General features: G+C 65.8%; 15 protein-coding genes and 1 pseudogene. 7 read left to right on the top strand and 9 right to left on the bottom strand.

What is annotated here, in order from left to right:
* Positions 1–81 precede the first annotated feature (81 nt).
* The 4 genes and pseudogenes from GJV37_RS29840 (at position 82) to GJV37_RS18375 (ending at position 3,729) form a co-directional block, all read left to right on the top strand.
* The gene (locus tag GJV37_RS29840; RefSeq protein ID WP_414602897.1) at positions 82–786 is read left to right on the top strand and encodes a methyl-accepting chemotaxis protein; all 705 of its coding nucleotides are present in this window, start codon (positions 82–84) and stop codon (positions 784–786) included.
* A gap of 464 nt (positions 787–1,250) precedes the next feature.
* A pseudogene (locus GJV37_RS29845) lies at positions 1,251–2,348 on the top strand (methyl-accepting chemotaxis protein); the annotation flags it as partial.
* Positions 2,343–3,206 carry a methyl-accepting chemotaxis protein gene (locus GJV37_RS29850; protein ID WP_414602898.1) on the top strand — a complete coding sequence of 288 codons (864 nt, stop codon included), beginning with the start codon at positions 2,343–2,345 and terminating at the stop codon, positions 3,204–3,206. The pseudogene GJV37_RS29845 and the gene GJV37_RS29850, both read left to right, overlap by 6 nt.
* A gap of 94 nt (positions 3,207–3,300) precedes the next feature.
* The gene (locus GJV37_RS18375; RefSeq protein ID WP_024766223.1) at positions 3,301–3,729 is read left to right on the top strand and encodes a UPF0158 family protein; all 429 of its coding nucleotides are present in this window, start codon (positions 3,301–3,303) and stop codon (positions 3,727–3,729) included.
* Between the two features lie 158 nt (positions 3,730–3,887).
* Here GJV37_RS18375 and GJV37_RS18380 read toward each other — a convergent pair whose 3' ends face one another.
* From GJV37_RS18380 to mexA, 3 genes are read right to left on the bottom strand one after another with little or no spacing between them, the layout of a single operon-like run.
* Positions 3,888–5,357, bottom strand: coding sequence for an AdeC/AdeK/OprM family multidrug efflux complex outer membrane factor (locus tag GJV37_RS18380; RefSeq protein ID WP_084358354.1), 1,470 nt, complete (start codon positions 5,355–5,357; stop codon positions 3,888–3,890).
* A gap of 1 nt (position 5,358) precedes the next feature.
* Positions 5,359–8,502, bottom strand: coding sequence for an efflux RND transporter permease subunit (locus GJV37_RS18385; protein WP_084358355.1), 3,144 nt, complete (start codon positions 8,500–8,502; stop codon positions 5,359–5,361).
* Positions 8,503–8,517: 15 nt separating this feature from the next.
* Positions 8,518–9,675: a multidrug efflux RND transporter periplasmic adaptor subunit MexA gene (gene mexA / locus GJV37_RS18390; protein WP_193452814.1), complete on the bottom strand. Its 1,158-nt coding sequence runs from the start codon at positions 9,673–9,675 to the stop codon at positions 8,518–8,520.
* A 270-nt stretch (positions 9,676–9,945) separates the two neighbouring features.
* Here mexA and GJV37_RS18395 point away from each other — a divergent pair, with 270 nt between their 5' ends.
* A complete protein-coding gene (locus GJV37_RS18395) occupies positions 9,946–10,380 on the top strand; it encodes a MarR family winged helix-turn-helix transcriptional regulator (RefSeq protein ID WP_037013774.1) in 435 nt (144 codons plus the stop codon).
* Positions 10,381–10,431: 51 nt separating this feature from the next.
* Here the strand turns inward: GJV37_RS18395 and GJV37_RS18400 are convergent, their stop codons facing one another.
* The 3 genes from GJV37_RS18400 to GJV37_RS18410 form a co-directional block, all read right to left on the bottom strand.
* Positions 10,432–11,007, bottom strand: coding sequence for a YceI family protein (locus GJV37_RS18400; protein ID WP_017520144.1), 576 nt, complete (start codon positions 11,005–11,007; stop codon positions 10,432–10,434).
* 28 nt (positions 11,008–11,035) lie between these two features.
* Positions 11,036–11,590 (bottom strand): cytochrome b, encoded by a 555-nt coding sequence (locus tag GJV37_RS18405; RefSeq protein ID WP_037013760.1) that lies wholly within the window; start codon positions 11,588–11,590, stop codon positions 11,036–11,038.
* 176 nt (positions 11,591–11,766) lie between these two features.
* Positions 11,767–13,254: a flavin monoamine oxidase family protein gene (locus tag GJV37_RS18410; RefSeq protein WP_024766227.1), complete on the bottom strand. Its 1,488-nt coding sequence runs from the start codon at positions 13,252–13,254 to the stop codon at positions 11,767–11,769.
* 191 nt (positions 13,255–13,445) lie between these two features.
* On the opposite strand from GJV37_RS18410, the gene GJV37_RS18415 reads away from it, so the two are divergent.
* Both GJV37_RS18415 and GJV37_RS18420 read left to right on the top strand, forming a co-directional pair.
* Positions 13,446–14,849: an adenosylmethionine--8-amino-7-oxononanoate transaminase gene (locus tag GJV37_RS18415; RefSeq protein WP_170858003.1), complete on the top strand. Its 1,404-nt coding sequence runs from the start codon at positions 13,446–13,448 to the stop codon at positions 14,847–14,849.
* Between the two features lie 79 nt (positions 14,850–14,928).
* Positions 14,929–15,648: a 16S rRNA (uracil(1498)-N(3))-methyltransferase gene (locus tag GJV37_RS18420; protein ID WP_024766229.1), complete on the top strand. Its 720-nt coding sequence runs from the start codon at positions 14,929–14,931 to the stop codon at positions 15,646–15,648.
* Positions 15,649–15,811: 163 nt separating this feature from the next.
* Here the strand turns inward: GJV37_RS18420 and GJV37_RS18425 are convergent, their stop codons facing one another.
* From GJV37_RS18425 to GJV37_RS18435, 3 genes are all read right to left on the bottom strand, one after another.
* Entirely contained in the window at positions 15,812–16,423 is a 612-nt protein-coding gene (locus GJV37_RS18425; protein ID WP_024766230.1) for a LysE family translocator, read from the bottom strand.
* 74 nt (positions 16,424–16,497) lie between these two features.
* Positions 16,498–17,298, bottom strand: coding sequence for an AraC family transcriptional regulator (locus GJV37_RS18430; protein WP_170858004.1), 801 nt, complete (start codon positions 17,296–17,298; stop codon positions 16,498–16,500).
* 7 nt (positions 17,299–17,305) lie between these two features.
* Entirely contained in the window at positions 17,306–17,791 is a 486-nt protein-coding gene (locus GJV37_RS18435; protein ID WP_024766232.1) for a chemotaxis protein CheW, read from the bottom strand.

Raw genomic sequence — 17,791 nt, forward strand, 5'->3', positions numbered from 1 at the left:
TCCGCGGTGACCGAGCAGACCAGCGCCGGGGTGAACAACCAGAAGACCGAGACCGACCAGGTCGCCACCGCCATGAACGAAATGGCCGCCACCGTGCAGGAGGTCGCGCGCAACGCCGAGGAGGCTTCCGAAGCGGCCGCCACCGCCGACCGTGAAGCCCGCGAAGGCGAAGGCGCTGTCAAGGAAGCGGTGGGCCAGATGGACCGCCTGGCCAGCGAAGTCGACCGCACCAACGATTCGGTACTCAAGGTCAAGCGCGAAAGCGAGAAGATCGGCAGCGTGCTGGATGTGATCAAGGCCGTGGCCGAGCAGACCAACCTGCTGGCGCTCAACGCCGCCATCGAAGCCGCCCGTGCTGGCGACGCCGGGCGTGGTTTCGCCGTGGTGGCCGACGAGGTGCGCGGCCTGGCGCAGCGTACCCAATCCTCCACCGAGGAGATCGAAGAGTTGATCGCCGGCCTGCAGAGCGGCACCCAACAGGCCGTGCAGATGATGGAGACCAGCCGCGACCTGACCGTCAGCACCGTCGACCTGACCCGCCGCGCCGGCGAGCGCCTGGGCGCCATCACCCGCACCGTGTCGACCATCCAGTCGATGAACCAGCAGATCGCCGCCGCTTCCGAGCAACAGAGTGCGGTGGCCGAGGAGATCAACCGCAGCGTGATGAACGTGCGCGACATCTCCGAGCAGACCGCCGCCGCCAGCGAGGAAACCGCCGCCTCCAGCGTCGAGCTGGCGCGGCTGGGCAACGAGCTGCAAGTGCTGGTCAGCCGCTTCCGCGTCTGATCCTTCCGTGATGAAAAGGCCCGCGCAATGCGGGCCTTTTTGTTTCTCCAGACCGGACATCGGCACTGGTACTTCCCCCTCACCCCAGCCCTCTCCCAGAGGGAGAGGGAGCCATCCGTGCCGGCTGATGCAACGGTTTCACCCTTCACCGTACGGTCCCCTCTCCCTTTGGGAGAGGGTTAGGGTGAGGGCATTCCCATGCACGGATTCCAACTATAGGAGCGAGCTTGCTCGCGAATAAACCCCGCTGCGGGATCAGTTCGCGAGCAAGCTCGCCCCTACAAGAGCTCTCGCGCCACGCGAGAAACCCCGCGGCGAATTCGCGCCTTCAGTTTCTGCAGCTCCCGCCGATAGCCTCTGACGCACGAAGATGCGTCCCGACAATTCCACCTCGCCTCCGATCTTTTGTTGTTGCCTGCCACGGGCCGTCGATCCCGTGGCGACGCCTGCCTGGAGTGTTCGACATGTACGATTGGCTAGTGGTACAGCTGGGACGCCTGAACGTCAGCCTGAAGCTGGTGGTGGGCTTCGGCATTCTCCTCTTCCTCACCCTGCTGGTGCTGCTCAGCGGCCTGCACAGCCTGGACAACCAGGCCGGGCGCGGCGAGCAGATGGCGACCATTACCGAACTCAACGACCTCAGCCAGCAGGCCAACCTCGCCCGCCTGCAGTTCGAACTGGGCGGCGATCGCAGCCAGGCCGAGCGCGTCGAGCAGCACAGCACGAAGATGCTGGAGCTGATCGAGCGGCGCCTGAAAGGCAGCGATATCGATGCCAGACAATTGAGCGCCGCACGCCAGGCGGTGAGCGAATACCGCGAGGCTTTCAGCGCCCTGTCCCGCGCCGTGGACCAGCGCACCCAGGCCCGCAGCACCCTGGTGGGCAGCGCGCAGGGGGCCCTGCAGGCCTTCGAGGCACTGGACAAGCAGCTCTTCGACCTGCTCGCCGAGCAACCCGGCGATAGCCAGTTGCTGCACAGCGCCCAGGCCGTCGGCCAACTGCACCAGCAACTGCTGGTGGTGCGCTACCAGGTGCGCGGCTACGTCTTCGAGCAGTCTGCCAATGCCGAACAGGCCGCCTTCGCCGCCTTCGCCGCCTTCGACAAGCTGCGCGACAGCGGCTCCGCGCTGCAGAACCAGTTACCAGCCATCGCCGCCGAAGGTCTGAGTACGGCCCTGAAAGACCTGCAGAACTACCGCAGCGGCATCGAACAGTTCCGCGACGGCGTCAACGCCACGCTGCAGGCACGCAAGGGCCTGAACGGCGCCAGCGAAGCGCTGCTTGCAGCCGCCACCCACCTTTACGACGACACCCTCGCGCGCAACGACGCCGAGACCGCCGCCGCCAGGACCCGGCAGATTCTCATCGCCCTCCTGGCGCTCGCCTTCGGCATGCTGTCGGGCTGGGCCATCAACCGCCAGATCGTCCGCCCGCTGCATGAGGCGCTGGAGCTGGCCGGGCGCATTGCCCAGGGCGACCTGTCCCAGGGCCTTTCCCGTGACCTCAACCTGCAGCGCAGCGACGAGCTGGGCCAATTGCAGCGCGTGATGATGCGCATGCGCGAAAGCCTGTCGCAGCTGCTCGGCCACATCGGCGGCAGCGTCAGCCAACTGGCCACCGCCGCTGACGAACTCTCCGCCGTCACCGAGCAGACCCGCGCCGGGGTGAACAGCCAGCGCGTGGAAACCGAGCAGGTCGCCAGCGCCATCCATGAAATGGCCGCTACCGTGCAGGAAGTCGCGCGCAACGCCGAGCAGGCCTCCGCCGCCGCACAACAGGCCGACCAGCAGGCGCGCCAGGGCGACCAGGTGGTACGGGATGCGGTGAACCAGATCGACCGCCTGGCCATCGAAGTGGATCGCTCCGCCGAGGCCATGGAGCTGCTGCGCAAGGAAAGTGAAAAGATCGGCAGCGTGCTGGATGTGATCAAGTCGGTCGCCGAGCAGACCAACCTGCTGGCGCTCAACGCCGCCATCGAGGCCGCCCGTGCCGGCGAGGCCGGGCGCGGGTTTGCCGTGGTCGCCGACGAGGTACGCGGCCTGGCCCAGCGTACCCAGTCCTCCACCGCCGAGATCGAGGGCCTGATCGCCGGCCTGCAACGCGGCGCCCAGGAAGCGGTGACGCGCATGGACGACAGCCGCCGCCTGACCGGCAGTTCGGTGGAGCTGACCCGCCGCGCCGGCGAGGCGTTGGGGGTGATCGCCCGCACCGTGGCCGACATCCAGGGCATGAACCTGCAGATCGCCTCCGCCGCCGAGGAGCAGAGCAGCGTCGCCGAGGAGATCAACCGCAGCGTGGTGCAGGTGCGCGAGATCGCCGACCAGTCGGCTGCCGCCAGCGAACAGACTGCCAGTTCCAGCACCGAATTGGCGCGCCTGGGCAACGAGCTGCAGCTGCAGGTAGGGCGCTTCCGCCTGTGAGGCCTCGACTGGCCGGTGCGTCCGCACCGGCCAGCGGGACAATTGTCATGCGCATGGCGTAGGATCGGTCACTCGCCATATAGGGAGAGTGACCATGCGCCCGCTGACCATCGACCTCGACGAACTCGCCTTCGCGCTCGACACCCAGGGTATCGATCACTACCTCGATCTGTTCAGCGGCCAGGTGCTGCTGATTCCCGAAGAAGACCCCGATCCCGAACTGGCCGAATTGCTGCACCGCGAGCCGGAACGCCTGCTGCCCATCGAACCGCTGAGCAGCGGCCAGTCGCTGGAGCTGATGCGCGAGTTCCTCCGCGAAGTGCCACAGCCGCACGCCTATTCCGCCCTGGCCAACGCCATCGAGGGGCGCAAGCCGTTCAAGGCTTTCCGCCATGTGCTGATGGGTTATCCCGAGCTGCTGCAGGCCTGGTATGTCTACCAGGGTGAGCGACTGCGCGAGTGCGCGCTGGATTGGCTGGCAGACAACCAGATCCAGCCGGCCGCTCAAGGCGCGATGCTGTAGCCCGCGGGTTCGCGAGCAAGCTCGCTCCCATGGCAAGCAACCTTTGGCCGGTTGACTAGGAGCGGGCTTCGTCCGTGATCGGCCACACCCACGCAGCGGACCATGCCCCGCCGCCCAAACAGAAACGCCGCCCCAAGGGGCGGCGTTTCTGTTCTCGATCAGAACAACCGGCCTTCGGGGGCCTCGCTGGAGATCGGCTTGGCCTGAGCTGCCGTGGCCTGCCAGCCGCCGCCGAGGGCCTTGTACAGGTTGACCTCGCTGGTCAGCTGGTTGAGGCGGTCGGAGATCAGCTGTTGCTGGGCACTGAACAGCGAGCGTTGCGCATCGAGCAGGGTGAGGTAGTTGTCCACACCGGTGCGGTAGCGCTTGTCGGCCAGGCGGTAGTACTCGCTGCTGGCGTCCACCAGCGCGCGCTGCGCCTGCAGTTGCTCGTTGAAGGTGCCACGGGCGGCAAGACCATCCGCCACCTCGGAGAACGCAGTCTGAATGGCTTTCTCGTACTGCGCGACGTTGATGTCCTTCTGCACCTTGGCCAGGTCCAGGCTCGCGCGCAGGCTGCCGGCGTTGAAGATCGGCAGGCTGATCGACGGCTTGAACAGCCAGGTGCCGGAACCGCCGTCGAAAAGGCCACCGAGGTCCGGGCTGATGGTGCCGGCGTTGGCGGTCAGGCTGACGTTCGGGAAGAACGCCGCGCGCGCCGCGCCGATGTTGGCGTTGGCCGCCTTGAGCTGGTGCTCCGCCTGGAGGATGTCCGGGCGGCGCTGCAGCAGGTCGGAGGGCAGGCCCGCCGGCACGGTGGCCAGCAGTTCGTCACCCAGGCCACGGCCTTGCGGCAGGTCCGCCGGCAGGCCGGAACCGAGCAGCAGCACCAGGGCATTCTGGTCCTGCGCCACCAGGCGGGTGTATTGCGCCAGAGTCGCCCGTGCGCTTTCCACCGAGGTCTGCGCCTGGCGCAGGTCCAGCGCCGAGGCGACACCGACGTCGTAGCTGCGCTTGGTCAGGTCGTAGCTCTTCTGGTAAGTGCCGAGGGTGTCGCGGGTCAGCTGCAACTGGGCCTGGTCGGCGCGCAGCGTCAGGTAGGCGTTGGCGACGTTGGCCACCAGGCTGGTCTGGGTGCTGCGACGCGCCTCTTCGGTGGCGAAGTACTGCTCCAGCGCCTGATCACGCAGGGCGCGCAGGCGGCCGAACAGGTCGATTTCCCACGACGTGATGCCCAGGGTCGCACCGTACTGGCTGCTGATCATCGAACTGCCGGTCTGCGACAGGTCCGCCGGCAGGCGCTGGCGCGAGCCGTCGAAGCTGGCATCCACCGCCGGGAACAGGTCGGCCCGCTGGATGCGGTACTGCGCCCGGTAAGCTTCGATGTTCAGCGCGGCAACGCGCAGGTCGCGGTTGTTTTCCAGCGACACTTCGACCAGTCGCTGCAGTTGCGGGTCCTTGAAGAACTCGCGCCAGCCGATGTCGGCGCCGGCGTTGGCCGGTTGCGCCGCATCGTAGGCATCGCCCTGCGGGTAAGCCGCGGCCACGGGCGCCTCGGGGCGCTCGTAATCGGGGATCAGCGAGCAGCCGGACAACACACCGGCCGCTATCGCCAAATGCAAAGAGGGCAACAGTAAGGACTTTCTCATATCAATGCCCCTTCTCAATGGCTTCCTGTTCCTTGGACAGCTTGTCCTTGAACAGGGTACTGACCACCACATAGAACAGCGGTACCCAGAAGATCGCGAGGATGGTCGCGGTGATCATGCCGCCGATCACGCCGGTACCGATCGCGTGCTGGCTGCCGGAGCCTGCACCGGTGGAAATCGCCAGCGGCAACACGCCGAGGACGAACGCCAGGGAGGTCATGACGATCGGGCGCAGACGCATCCGGCACGCCTCGATGGCAGCCGCGACAATGGGCTTGCCCTCGCGCTCGTGCAGCTCCTTGGCGAATTCCACGATGAGGATCGCGTTCTTTGCCGACAGGCCGATGGTCGTCAACAGGCCCACCTGGAAGAACACGTCGTTGGACAGGCCGCGCATGGACGTCGCCAGCAGCGCACCGATGACGCCCAGCGGCACCACCAGCATCACCGAGAACGGGATCGACCAGCTTTCATACAGTGCCGCCAGGCAGAGGAACACCACGATCAGCGACAGGGCATAGAGCGCCGGAGCCTGCGAGCCGGACAGGCGTTCCTCGTAGGACAGACCGGTCCAGGAGTAGCCGACGCCCTTGGGCAACTGCTTGACCATCTCCTCGACCGCGGCCATCGCCTCACCAGTGGAGCGGCCCGGGGCCGGCTCACCGAGGACTTCCATGGCCGGGACGCCGTTGTAGCGCGCCAGTTTCGGCGAGCCATAGCTCCATTCGCCGGTGGCGAAGGCGCTGAACGGCACCATCTCCCCGGAGCTGTTGCGCACGTACCACTTGTCCAGGTCTTCCGGGCTCATCCGCGAATTCGGGCGGCCTTGCAGGTAGACCTTCTTCACCCGACCGCGGTCGATGAAGTCGTTGACGTAGTTCGAGCCCCAGGCAATCGACACGGTGGTGTTGATGTCCGCCAACGAGACGCCCAGCGCACTGGCCTTCTCGTCGTCGATCAGCAGCTTGTACTGCGGCTCGTCGTTCAGGCCGTTGGGGCGCACGCGCTGCAGAGCAGGGTTCTGCGAGGCCATGCCGAGGAACTGGTTGCGCGCCTGCATCAGCACTTCATGGCCGACGCCAGCCTGGTCCTGGAGGAAGATGTCGAAGCCCACGGCGTTACCCAGTTCGAGTACCGCCGGCGGGGCGAAGGCGAACACCATCGCATCCTTGAAGCTGAAGAAGTGCATCTGCGCACGCTGGGCCAGCGCGAACACGCTGTTCTCCGCGCCCGGACGCTCTTCCCAGGGCTTGAGCATGATGAACGCCATGCCCGAGCTCTGGCCACGGCCGGCGAAGTTGAAGCCGGTCACGGTGAACACCGAGGCCACCGAGCTGCTTTCCTTCTCCAGCAGGTACTCGCGCATCGAGTCCACCACCACCTGGGTGCGCTCGGCGGACGAACCGGCCGGGGTCTGCACCTGGGCGAACAGCACGCCCTGGTCCTCGTCGGGGAGGAACGCCGTGGGAATGCGGGTGAACAGGTAGACCATGCCGCCGAGGATCAGCACGTACATCAGCAGGTACGGCATGCGGTGATTGAGGATCGAGGTGACGCCGCGCTCGTAGCCATGGGTGGTGGCGAGGAACTTGCGGTTGAACCAGCCGAAGAAGCCGCGCTTGTGCTCGCCATGGTCGCCCTTCTCGATGGGCTTGAGCATGGTGGCGCAGAGCGCCGGGGTGAGGATCAGCGCCACGATCACCGACAGGGCCATGGCCGAGACGATGGTGATGGAGAACTGCCGGTAGATCACCCCGGTGGAGCCGCCGAAGAAGGCCATCGGCAGGAATACCGCCGACAGCACCATGGCGATACCGACCAGCGCGCCCTGGATCTGGCCCATGGACTTGCGCGCCGCCTCGCGGGGCGACAGACCTTCCTCGGCCATCACCCGCTCGACGTTTTCCACCACCACGATGGCGTCGTCCACCAACAGGCCGATCGCCAGCACCATGCCGAACATGGTCAGGGTGTTGATCGAGAAGCCGAAGGCGGCAAGTACGCCGAAGGTGCCCAGCAGGACCACCGGCACGGCGATCGTCGGGATCAGCGTGGCGCGGAAGTTCTGCAGGAACAGGTACATCACCAGGAACACCAGCAGGATCGCTTCGCCCAGGGTCTTCACCACCTCATGGATGGAGGCGGAGACCACCGGGGTGGTGTCGTAGGGGTAGACGATCTTCATGCCCTGCGGGAAGAACGGCTCCAGCGTGGCCAGGGTGGCGCGGATCGACTTGGCGGTGTCCAGCGCGTTGGCGCCGGTGGCCAGCTTGATCGCGATACCGGAGGCCGGCTTGCCGTTGAACTGGGCGTTGATGCTGTAGTCCTGGCCGCCCAGGGCCACGTCGGCAACGTCCTTCAGGCGAACCTGGGAACCGTCGGCGTTGACCTTGAGGAGGATTTCCTTGAACTGCTCGGCGCTCTGCAGGCGGGTCTTGCCGATGATCGTGGCGTTGAGCTGCTGGCCCTTGACCGCAGGCAGGCCGCCCAGCTGGCCGGAGGAAATCTGCACGTTCTGCGCCTGGATCGCCGTCTTCACGTCGCCCGGAGTCATCTGGAAGCTGTTGAGCTTCGCCGGGTCCAGCCAGATACGCATGGCGTACTGCGAACCGAACACCTGGAAGTCGCCCACACCGGCAGTCCGCGACAGCGGGTCCTGGATGTTGGAGACGATGTAGTTCGACAGGTCTTCCTTGGTCATGCTGCCGTCTTCGGAGACGACGCCGACCACCATCAGGAAGTTCTTCACCGCCTTGGTCACGCGGATGCCCTGCTGCTGTACTTCCTGCGGCAGGAGCGGGGTGGCCAGCTGCAACTTGTTCTGCACCTGGACCTGGGCGATGTCAGGGCTGGTGCCCTGGTCGAAGGTCACGGTGATGGTCATGCTGCCGTCGGAGTTGGACTCCGAGGAGATGTAGCGCAGATGGTCGAGACCGTTCATCTGCTGCTCGATCACCTGCACCACGGTGTCCTGCACCGTCTCGGCGGAAGCGCCCGGGTAGCTCACCTGGATGGCGATGGCCGGCGGCGCGATAGCCGGGTACTGGTTCACCGGCAACTTGAGGATCGACAGACCGCCCGCCAGCATGATCACCAGGGCGATTACCCAGGCGAAAATGGGCCGGTCAATGAAAAACTTCGACATGACGAATCCCCTTGATTAACCCTGCTTGGCCGGTTCAGCGGCGGCGGGCTTGTCGGCGGCACCAGCGGTGGGCGCCACGTTCTTCGCGGGTACGGCCTTGGCCTGGGCGCCCGGCTGGACGTACTGCAGGCCTTCGGTGATCAGGCGGTCGCCGGGCTTGAGGCCATCGCTGACCAGCCAGTAGGCGCCAACGGTGCGCTCGGCCTTGATGGTGCGCAGCTCGACCTTGTCTTCGCCATTGAGCACCAGGGCAGTCGCCATGCCACGGAAGTCACGGGTGACGCCCTGCTGCGGCGCGAGGATGGCCTGCTTCTTGATGCCCTCCTCCAGCTGCGCATGGACGAACATGCCCGGCAGCAGTTCCTTCTTCGGGTTGGGGAAGATGGCGCGCACGGTCACCGAGCCGGTGCCCTGGTCGACCGAAACCTCGGAGAACTCCAGCTTGCCCTCGATGGGGTATTCGGAGCCGTCTTCCAGGTACAGCTTGACCTTGGCGGCATTGTCGCCGGCCTTCTCCAGTTGCCCGGCGGCCATCTCGCGGCGCAGGCGGATCAGCGCGGTGGAAGACTGCGTGACGTCGACGTAGATCGGGTCCAGTTGCTGCACGGTAGCCAGCGCGGTGGCCTGACCGTTCTGCACCAGGGCGCCCTCGGTCACGCTGGAGCGGCCGATGCGGCCGGAAATCGGCGAATACACCTTGGTGTAGCGCACGTTGATCTTGGCGGTGTCGACGGCGGCCTTGGCCTGCAGATAGGCGGCCTGGGCGTCGGCGTATTGCTGCTTGCTCACCGCCTCGTCTTTCACCAGTTCCTTGTAGCGCTCGGCCTGCTGCTGGGTGGACACCAGGTTGGCCTGGGCGCTCTGCAGGGTCGCGTCATAGGTGGCCGGGTCGATCTGGTACAGCTGCTGGCCCTCCTTGACGTCGCTGCCTTCCTTGAACAGGCGCTTGAGGATGATGCCGTTCACCTGCGGGCGAACTTCGGCGATGCGATACGCAGTGGTGCGACCCGGCAGTTCGGTGCTCAGGGTCACTTCCTGCGGCTGCAGGGTTACCACACCGACTTCGGGGATCTGCTTCTCCTGCGGGGCCTGGGCTTTGTCGCAGCCGGCAAGAGTGGCCATGGCGACGAGCAGGGCCGGGACCAGGGCGCGCATGGCTGGCTTTCGTTGCATATCGTTGTCCTCGTGAGCAAAGCATCCGGTTTGGCTGTGGGCTTGCCGGTCCGGAAAAGCTGGCAAAAATACTTACATTCAGCTGTGTTTGTAAACGTCCGAAAGCCCTGAGGGAAAACTACTGAAACGTTTTAGCCAAAGGCCGATATCGCAGTAGGTTTCCCGCAAGGCAGTCGCGGCGACGAACAAAGTTGATAACATCAACTAAAATACGAAAAAATGGTTGAGCTGATCAACCTGATTTACACAAGGTTTACCGTGACCGAGCCGATGACCCATACCCTGAATCCCGACCTGCCACAGACCCTGATGAAGGTGCTCGATCATTTGCGTGAGAGCCTCCAGGACGAACTGTGCGCCGAGGGCATCGACCTCACCCCGCCGGACATCCGCCTGCTCGAGCTGATCGGCGCCGATGCGGGCCAGAGCCTGCAGAGCCTGGGGCGCAAGATGTGCCGCGACAAGGCGCTGGTGACCCGCAAGATCCGTGAAATGGAGACGCTCGGCCTGGTTCGCCGCGAGCGCAACCCGGACGATCAGCGCAGCTTCCAGCTGTTCCTCACCGAGGCCGGGAGCCGCATCGACGAGCGCACCCAGGCCATCCTCGCACGAACCCATGACAGTCTGTTCGCGCCGCTGGACGACGAAGAACAGCGCACCCTCACCCAGCTGCTGCGGCAATGCCTGCAAGGCCGGGGAGACTAGGGCCACAAACGAAAACGCCGGCATTCGCCGGCGTTTTCGCAGTCCTGCGTCTTACTGACGCACCCCTTCGACCGACAGGGTCAGCTCGACTTCCTGGGAAGCCGGGCCGAGGTCGCGCTGGATATTGAAGTCCTTCAGCTTGAGGGTGGTGGTGCCGAGGAAGCCGGCGCGGTAGCCGCCCCACGGATCATCGCCCTGGCCGATCAGTTCAGCCTTGATGGTGACCGGCTTGGTCACGCCATTGAGGGTCAAGTTGCCGGTGATCTCGGCATTCTTGCCATCAGCCTTCACGGCGGTGGATTCGAAGGTTGCAGTCGGGTTCTTCGAGACGTTGAGGAAGTCCGGGCTGCGCAGGTGCTTGTCACGCTCGGCGTGGTTGGAGTTCACGCTGTTGGTGTTGATGGTCACCTTGACCTTGTCGGCGGACGGGTTCTTCTCGTCGAAGGTGAAGGCACCGTCGAAATCGTCGAAGCGGCCGTACAGCCAGCTGTAACCCAGGTGCTTGATGCGGAATTCGATGAAGGCATGCTGGCCTTCCTTGTCGATCTTGTAGTCCGCGGCCATGGCCTGGCCAGCGGAGAACAGTGCGGTACCCAGCGCCAGCGCGGCGAACGTCTTCTTCAGCATTGAAGCAATCTCCCTTTGAGGTGAGGTGTTATTTCGCGGCACGACCGAGCATGCGCACCAGCGTGGCATCGCGGTCGAGGAAATGGTGTTTGAACGCCGCCAGGGCGTGCAGCACGGCCAGGACGACCAGGGCCCAGGCCAGGTACAGGTGGATCGCACCGGCGATGTCGGCCTGGTCGGTGATGCCGCTCAGGGTGGCGGGCACGTCGAACCAGCCGAACACGCTGATGGGTTTGCCTTCGGCGGTGGAGATCAGGTAGCCGGCGATGATCACGGCGAACAGCAGCGCGTAGAGCGCCAGGTGGCCGAGCTTGGTGGCCAGGCGGGTGAGATTGCCGTGGTTGGCCGGGGTCGGCGGCGACGGGCTGATGAAGCGCCAGAGCACGCGCACGATCAGTGCGATGGCCAGCAGGATGCCGATGCTTTTGTGGATTTCCGGGGCGCGGTGGTACCAGGTGTCGTAGTAGTCCAGCTCACGCATCCACAGGCCCAGGCCGAACAGGCCGAAGACCACCAGCGCGCTGCCCCAGTGCAGGAACAGGCTGACCAGTCCGTAGCGTGCGGGGGAATTACGCCATTGCATCGATACACATCCTTGAAAACGGGAATTCAAGACTAGCGGCTAATCCATCGAAGAAAAGCAGAAAAATCTGCTTTGAAACATCGACTGACAAGATAGGTCATCTCCTGAAACGGCCGTGCCAGAGCCAGAAACGACAATGCCGGCTTTCGCCGGCATTGTGGATGGAGCGCGCTGGATCAGAACGGCAGCCAGGACATGATGCCCTTCTTCTCGCCCTTCTCGGCCGGTTTGTCGCTGGCCGCCGGCTTGTTGTCGGCAACCAGCGCCGCACCTTCGAGCACCGGAGTCTTGCCGGCGTACAGGTCGCGGACCTGGCTGGCGGCGCGCTTGCCGCTGCGCAGGGCGCCTTCGATGGTGCCCGGATAGAGCGCGTCGGTGTGCTCGCCGGCGAAGGCGACGCGGGAAACCGGGGTTTCCCAGACGCGCCAGAAGCGGCTGATCTGGCCCGGACCATAGGCCAGGTAGGAGCCGCCGGTTCCGACGTCGGTGCTGTAGCGGCGCATTTCATAGCCGTCGTACGCGCCGCGCATCTTCGGGTAGTACTTGTTCATGCGGATCAGCACCTGCTCCGACAGCTGGCGGTCACCGAAGGCCTGCATCACGCGGGCATTGTCGCCGGACAGGTTGATCAGCACGTTGGCGCCGCCCTTGGTCGCGGGCTCGACCCAGATCATGCCCAGGCCCTGGTCGCTGTAGATCTCGCCGGACAGGCGCGACTTGTCGTCCCACACCGGGCGCTTGAACTTCATCAGGATCTGGTCGCGCCAGCCGTAGTTGGTGCCCTTGAGCGCCGCCAGCTGCTTCTCGTTCAGGCCCGGGGTCAGGGTGATATTGCCCAGGGCGCGCAGCGGTACGGCCAGTACCAGGTAGTCGGCGCTGTAGCCGGTGGGGCCGACCTTGACGGTCACGCCGTCCTTGTCCTGGCTGATCGCGGTGACCTTGGCGTTGGTCTTGATGGTCTTGATCTGCTTGACGAAGGCCTGGGCCAGCACCTGGCTGCCGCCGGGCAGGCGTGCCGCGCGCAGATCACGGTCGTCGACGCCGCGGTACACACGGCCCTGCTGGGCGAGGTAGAGCAGCGACAGGCGCGACGGTTCGTCGTAATGCGAACGGATGCGCTGGTTGACCAGCAGGCGCGCGGTCGGCGACAGGTTCAGCTTGTCCAGCCAGCGTGCGGCGGTGAGCTGGTCGAGGGCGAACAGGGTCTTGTTCGCCAGCGGGTTGAGCGGGTCGTCGATCGAGGCGGACAGATCGTTCAGCGACTTCTCGAAGCGCTCGAGGTCCGCGGCGACGGCCGGCATCTTGGTCTTCAGGTCGGCGCTGCTGTAGTAGAGGCCGTCGATCAGGTAGCTCGGGGTACGGACGAATTCCGGCGCCGGCACCGAGTTCACTTTCAGGGTGTCCAGGTAGCCGTTGAGGGTCGGCTGGGCCTTCTTGTTGCCGATCCACTCGCTGGTGGCCAGGCCCGAGCGGCCACCCACCTGCGGCTTGGCTTCCAGCAGGGTCACCTGCCAGCCCGCCTGCTGCAGCTCGTAGGCCGCGGAGAGGCCGGCGAGTCCGCCGCCGACCACGATGGCGGTCGGTTGTTTGTCCTTGCCCAGCGCCACTACGCTGAACACGCCCAGAGCGAGCAGCGCGGCAGCGCGCAGCCATCCCATTTTCATCGCCAGACTTCCCCGAATTGGTGCAAAGGCGCGAAGCATACGTCAGCGCCCGAAAGCCGAATAGCTGTCTTGGTCGGCTGCCTACAACATGTGTCGTAGGACGTGTCCTTGTTCATCTCAGGAGCATTGAATAGGCTTGCCGACCAGAGCGAGCCGACCGTCAGAAGAGCCATCAATTTAAGGAGCCGGCCATGGGCCTGAATGCCGAGTGGATGCAGCGCGATCTCGAGGTGCTGTGGCACCCCTGCACCCAGATGAAAGACCACGAGCGCCTGCCGGTCATCCCGATCCGCCGCGGCGAAGGCATCTGGCTGGAGGACTTCGAAGGCAAGCGCTACCTCGACGCCGTCAGCTCCTGGTGGGTCAACGTCTTCGGCCACGCCAACCCGCGCATCAACCAGCGCATCAAGGACCAGGTCGACCAACTGGAACACGTGATTCTCGCCGGTTTCAGCCACCAACCGGTGATCGAGCTGTCCGAGCGCCTGCTGCGCCTGGCGCCATCCGGACTTTCCCGCGTGTTCTACGCCGACAGCGGCTCGGCCGGCATCGAAGTGGCGCTGAAAATGAGCTACCACTACTGGCAGAACCTCGGCCAGCCGGAGAAAAAGCGCTTCATCACCCTGACCAACAGCTACCACGGCGAAACGGTGGCGGCGATGTCGGTAGGCGACGTGGCGCTGTTCACCGAGACCTACAAGTCGCTGCTGATGGACACCATCAAGGTGCCGACTCCCGACTGCTACCTGCGCCCCGAGGGCGTGAGCTGGGAAGAGCACTCGCGGACGATGTTTGCCGCGATGGAGCAGGCGCTGGAGCAACACCACAAGGAAGTCGCGGCGGTGATCGTCGAGCCGCTGGTGCAGGGCGCCGGCGGCATGCGCATGTACCATCCGGTCTACCTCAAGCTGCTGCGCGAGGCCTGCGACCGCTACGGCGTGCACCTGATCCACGATGAAATCGCCGTCGGCTTCGGCCGCACCGGCACCATGTTCGCCTGCGAACAGGCTGGTATCACCCCGGACTTCCTCGTCCTCTCCAAGGCGCTGACCGGCGGTTATCTGGCAATGAGCGCGGTGCTGACCACCGACAAGGTCTATCAGGCGTTCTACGACGACTACACCACCCTGCGCGCCTTCCTCCATTCGCATACCTACACCGGCAACCCGCTGGCCTGCGCCGCCGCCCTGGCGACCCTGGACATCTTCGAGCAGGACAACGTCATCGAAGCCAACAAGGCCCTGGCGGCGAAGATGGTCAGCGCCACCGCGCACCTGGCCGACCACCCGCACGTCGCGGAAATCCGCCAGACCGGCATGATCCTCGCCATCGAGATGGTTCAGGACAAGGCGACGAAAACCGCCTACCCCTGGCAGGAGCGGCGCGGCTTGAAAGTCTTCCAGCACGGCCTGGAACGCGGCGCGCTGCTGCGCCCGCTGGGCAGCGTGGTGTACTTCCTGCCGCCGTACATCATCACCCCCGAGCAGATCGACTTCCTCGCCGAGGTCGCCAGCGAAGGCATCGACATCGCCACCCGCGACAGCGTCAGCGTGGCGGTCAGCGAACGATTCCCCGAGCATCGCGATCCGGGCTGAAAGCGGCGGCAGACTTCAGGCGACAGACTGCAGGCGATACACTAGTCCGCCTTTAGCCTGCCGCCTGTAGCCCTGAAAAATGCGCCTCTCCCGCTTCTTCATCGACGCCCCACTCTCCCTCGGCCAGCACGAGCTGCCCGAAGCCCAGGCCCATTACATCGGTCGCGTGCTGCGCCACAGTGTCGGCGATGCCGTGCAGCTGTTCGACGGCTCCGGCCAGGAATACCTGGGCGAGTTGATCGAAGTGGGCAAGAAGAACGTCCGCGTGGAGCTGCGCGAAGCCTTCGCCGGCCAGGCCGAGTCGCCGCTACGTGTGCACCTCGGCCAGGGCCTGTCCCGTGGCGAGCGCATGGACTGGGCGATCCAGAAGGCCACCGAACTGGGCGCCAGTGAGATCACCCCGATCGTCAGCGAGCGCTGCGAAGTGCGCCTGAAGGACGAACGCGCTGACAAGCGCATGGCCCACTGGCGCCAGGTGGCGATCAGCGCCAGCGAGCAGTGCGGCCGCTCGGTGCTGCCGGTGCTCAATGCACCGGTCACCCTCGCCGAATGGCTGGAGAGCTGCGAAGCGCAGCTCAAGCTGGTGCTGCACCCGGTGGCCGAACCGCTGACCAGCCATGACCGGCCGTCGAGCCTGGCCTTCCTGATCGGCCCAGAAGGTGGGTTGAGCGATGCGGAGGTGGAACAGGCGAAATCAGCTGGATTCCATGCCGCGCGACTGGGGCCGCGCGTGCTGCGGACCGAGACGGCGCCCGTGGTGGCGCTGAGCGTGGCGCAGCAGCTGTGGGGCGACTTCTAGGTCGAGGCTTCGCGCCGGCCCGCTCTCGAAGAGAGAGGGTAAGCCGGCAACTCCGATGCCATGCGGGTTCGCGAGCAAGCTCGCTGCTACAGGTGCCGGTAAGCAGGGTGTGCTCTTCGCAGGAGCGAGCTTGCTCGCGAAGAGCCCCGGGGCGCCCGGCGACTCAGATTCCCCGCAACGCCAATCCCGCCAGCACCAGCAACACCACACCACAAAGCGCATGGCTCACCCGGTGCCAGCGCGGCGAGGCGTTGCGCCGCAACCAGTCGACCAGGCCGGCGCAGAGGAAGCAGCAGAGCACCGAGGCAGTCATGAAGCCGGCGAAGAACACCAGCGAATCCGCCAGAGACGGCACGCCATCGACCAATCCGGCCATGGCGCCGCCGAGGGCGCCCCAGTAGACGATGTTCTTCGGGTTGGACAGCGACAGCATGGCCCCGGACGCGAAAGCCCCGGCGTTGTGCTCGCCGGTATCGCCCTCTTCCACCACGCCGACCTCGCGTGCATCGCGCAGGCTCTGCACACCCAGCCAGGCCAGGTACGCGGCGCTGGCCAGGGTCAGCGGCAGGCGCAAGGTTTCATGGCCGAACAACAGCGCCAGCCCGGTCAGGCCGATCAGCGCCCACACCGCATCACCGATCAGCGAGCCGAACTGCACCAGCAGTGCAGGCCGAAAGCCGCCCTTCAGGCCACGGCGCAGGGTTTCGGCGAGCACGGCGCCGGGAGACAGGCAGAAGACGATGCCGAACAGCAACGCGGCGAAGAACAGGGTCATGGATCAGCTCTCGAACAGGGTGACGTTGAGGCAAGTTTGCCTGGGCACCGGCCCTCGCACTTGAACCGGATTGCTCAGCGCAGGGCGCGCTGGAAGCTGCCCGGCGACACACCGTAGGCCGCGCGAAAATGCCGGTTCAGGTGGCTCTGGTCGGCAAAGCCCAGCTCGTGGGCCACTTCGGTGGCCGGCAGGCCAGCACGCAACAATGCCTGGGCCCGGCGAGTGCGCAGTTGCATTGCCCACTGCCGGGGGCTCAGGCCCACCTGCTTCTGGAAGCTGCGCAGCAGGTGGAAACGCGACAGGCCGAGGTAGGTCGCCATCTCGTCGAGGCTGGGTTGCCGCGCCAGGTCGGCCGCCAGCCAGCCCTGCAGGTCCGCGATCCGCCCACCGCTCTCGACAGCAGGCTGCGGCAGGCGCACGCCCATGGCACGGGCGATCTCGGCGAGCAGCAGCGTCAGGCGTTCCTCGCCGCGCTGGCGAACGAAGGTGTCGTCGCCCAGCGCACGCGCCACCGCATCGGCCATGGCGCCGGCAAGGGCCGGCAGGCGCCCGGTGGGGCGTTCGAACTCCAGGCGCTGCAGGCCGAGCATCGCCGCCAGCTGGTCGGGGGCCACATAGAGGCTGACGAATTGCCAGGGCTGGTCTTCGGCAACGCCGCCGCCCTGGATCTGTCCGGGGTTGTAGCAGGTCACGCAACCGGGGCCGGCGTCGAAGGTTCGGCCATCCAGCCAGACGCTTTCCTCGCCGCGCAGGTTGGCGCTGATGACGAATTCGTCGTGGCTGTGGCGCTCGAAACGGTGACCGCCAAGGGTGGCGCCGGCGACCTCGAAGCCGGGTTGATCCCCCAGCTGGGCAAGGCGCAGGCCACCGCTCATGGCCGGCTCAGATCAGGCCGGAGTCGGCCAGCTTCTGCTCCAGCGCGACCAGGTCGGGGATGCGCGCCTGGGCATCGCCCAGGTCTACGGCGTCCAGCTCCAGCGGAGCCAGCGGCACGTCGAGACGCTTGAGGTCGCTGCCGACCTTCAGCGAACGCGGGATGCCCTGCACCAGCAGCGCGAAGAACTTCACATTGGCTCGGCCGCCCAGGGCGTTGACCACGATCACCCGCGCGCCGGAACCGACTTCGGCCTGACCGTCGGAGGCCGCCTCGAAGGACAGCAGCGGCAGACGCAGGTCGCGCCAGGCCACCTGGCCCAGGTACCAGGACGGCAGGCCGTCCACCGGGTGCGGGGCGCGGTAGGTGATCAGCTCGGCCACGGCCACGTTGGGCAGCAGCAGGTTGCGGTCGGCCAGCGGCACCAGCAGGCCGGTCAGGCTGCTGGGGGCGGCATTGGCAACGCCGGCATTGGCGACGGGGAGATCACTCAT

The organism is Pseudomonas nitroreducens (genome assembly GCF_010994165.1).
GTDB classification, from domain to species: domain Bacteria; phylum Pseudomonadota; class Gammaproteobacteria; order Pseudomonadales; family Pseudomonadaceae; genus Pseudomonas; species Pseudomonas nitroreducens.

Coding starts and splice junctions, on each gene's coding strand:
- GJV37_RS18430 (WP_170858004.1), bottom strand. CDS start 17,298: ATGAGCGGTGGCCTGCGCCTTGCCCAGCTGGGGGATCAACCCGGCTTC.
- GJV37_RS18415 (WP_170858003.1), top strand. CDS start 13,446: ATGGGCCTGAATGCCGAGTGGATGCAGCGCGATCTCGAGGTGCTGTGG.
- mexA (WP_193452814.1), bottom strand. CDS start 9,675: ATGCAACGAAAGCCAGCCATGCGCGCCCTGGTCCCGGCCCTGCTCGTC.
- GJV37_RS18420 (WP_024766229.1), top strand. CDS start 14,929: ATGCGCCTCTCCCGCTTCTTCATCGACGCCCCACTCTCCCTCGGCCAG.
- GJV37_RS18405 (WP_037013760.1), bottom strand. CDS start 11,590: ATGCAATGGCGTAATTCCCCCGCACGCTACGGACTGGTCAGCCTGTTC.
- GJV37_RS18385 (WP_084358355.1), bottom strand. CDS start 8,502: ATGTCGAAGTTTTTCATTGACCGGCCCATTTTCGCCTGGGTAATCGCC.
- GJV37_RS18400 (WP_017520144.1), bottom strand. CDS start 11,007: ATGCTGAAGAAGACGTTCGCCGCGCTGGCGCTGGGTACCGCACTGTTC.
- GJV37_RS18425 (WP_024766230.1), bottom strand. CDS start 16,423: ATGACCCTGTTCTTCGCCGCGTTGCTGTTCGGCATCGTCTTCTGCCTG.
- GJV37_RS18410 (WP_024766227.1), bottom strand. CDS start 13,254: ATGAAAATGGGATGGCTGCGCGCTGCCGCGCTGCTCGCTCTGGGCGTG.
- GJV37_RS29850 (WP_414602898.1), top strand. CDS start 2,343: ATGCGCGAAAGCCTGTCGCAGCTGCTCGGCCACATCGGCGGCAGCGTC.
- GJV37_RS18375 (WP_024766223.1), top strand. CDS start 3,301: ATGCGCCCGCTGACCATCGACCTCGACGAACTCGCCTTCGCGCTCGAC.
- GJV37_RS29840 (WP_414602897.1), top strand. CDS start 82: ATGGCCGCCACCGTGCAGGAGGTCGCGCGCAACGCCGAGGAGGCTTCC.
- GJV37_RS18380 (WP_084358354.1), bottom strand. CDS start 5,357: ATGAGAAAGTCCTTACTGTTGCCCTCTTTGCATTTGGCGATAGCGGCC.
- GJV37_RS18395 (WP_037013774.1), top strand. CDS start 9,946: ATGACCCATACCCTGAATCCCGACCTGCCACAGACCCTGATGAAGGTG.
- GJV37_RS18435 (WP_024766232.1), bottom strand. CDS start 17,791: ATGAGTGATCTCCCCGTCGCCAATGCCGGCGTTGCCAATGCCGCCCCC.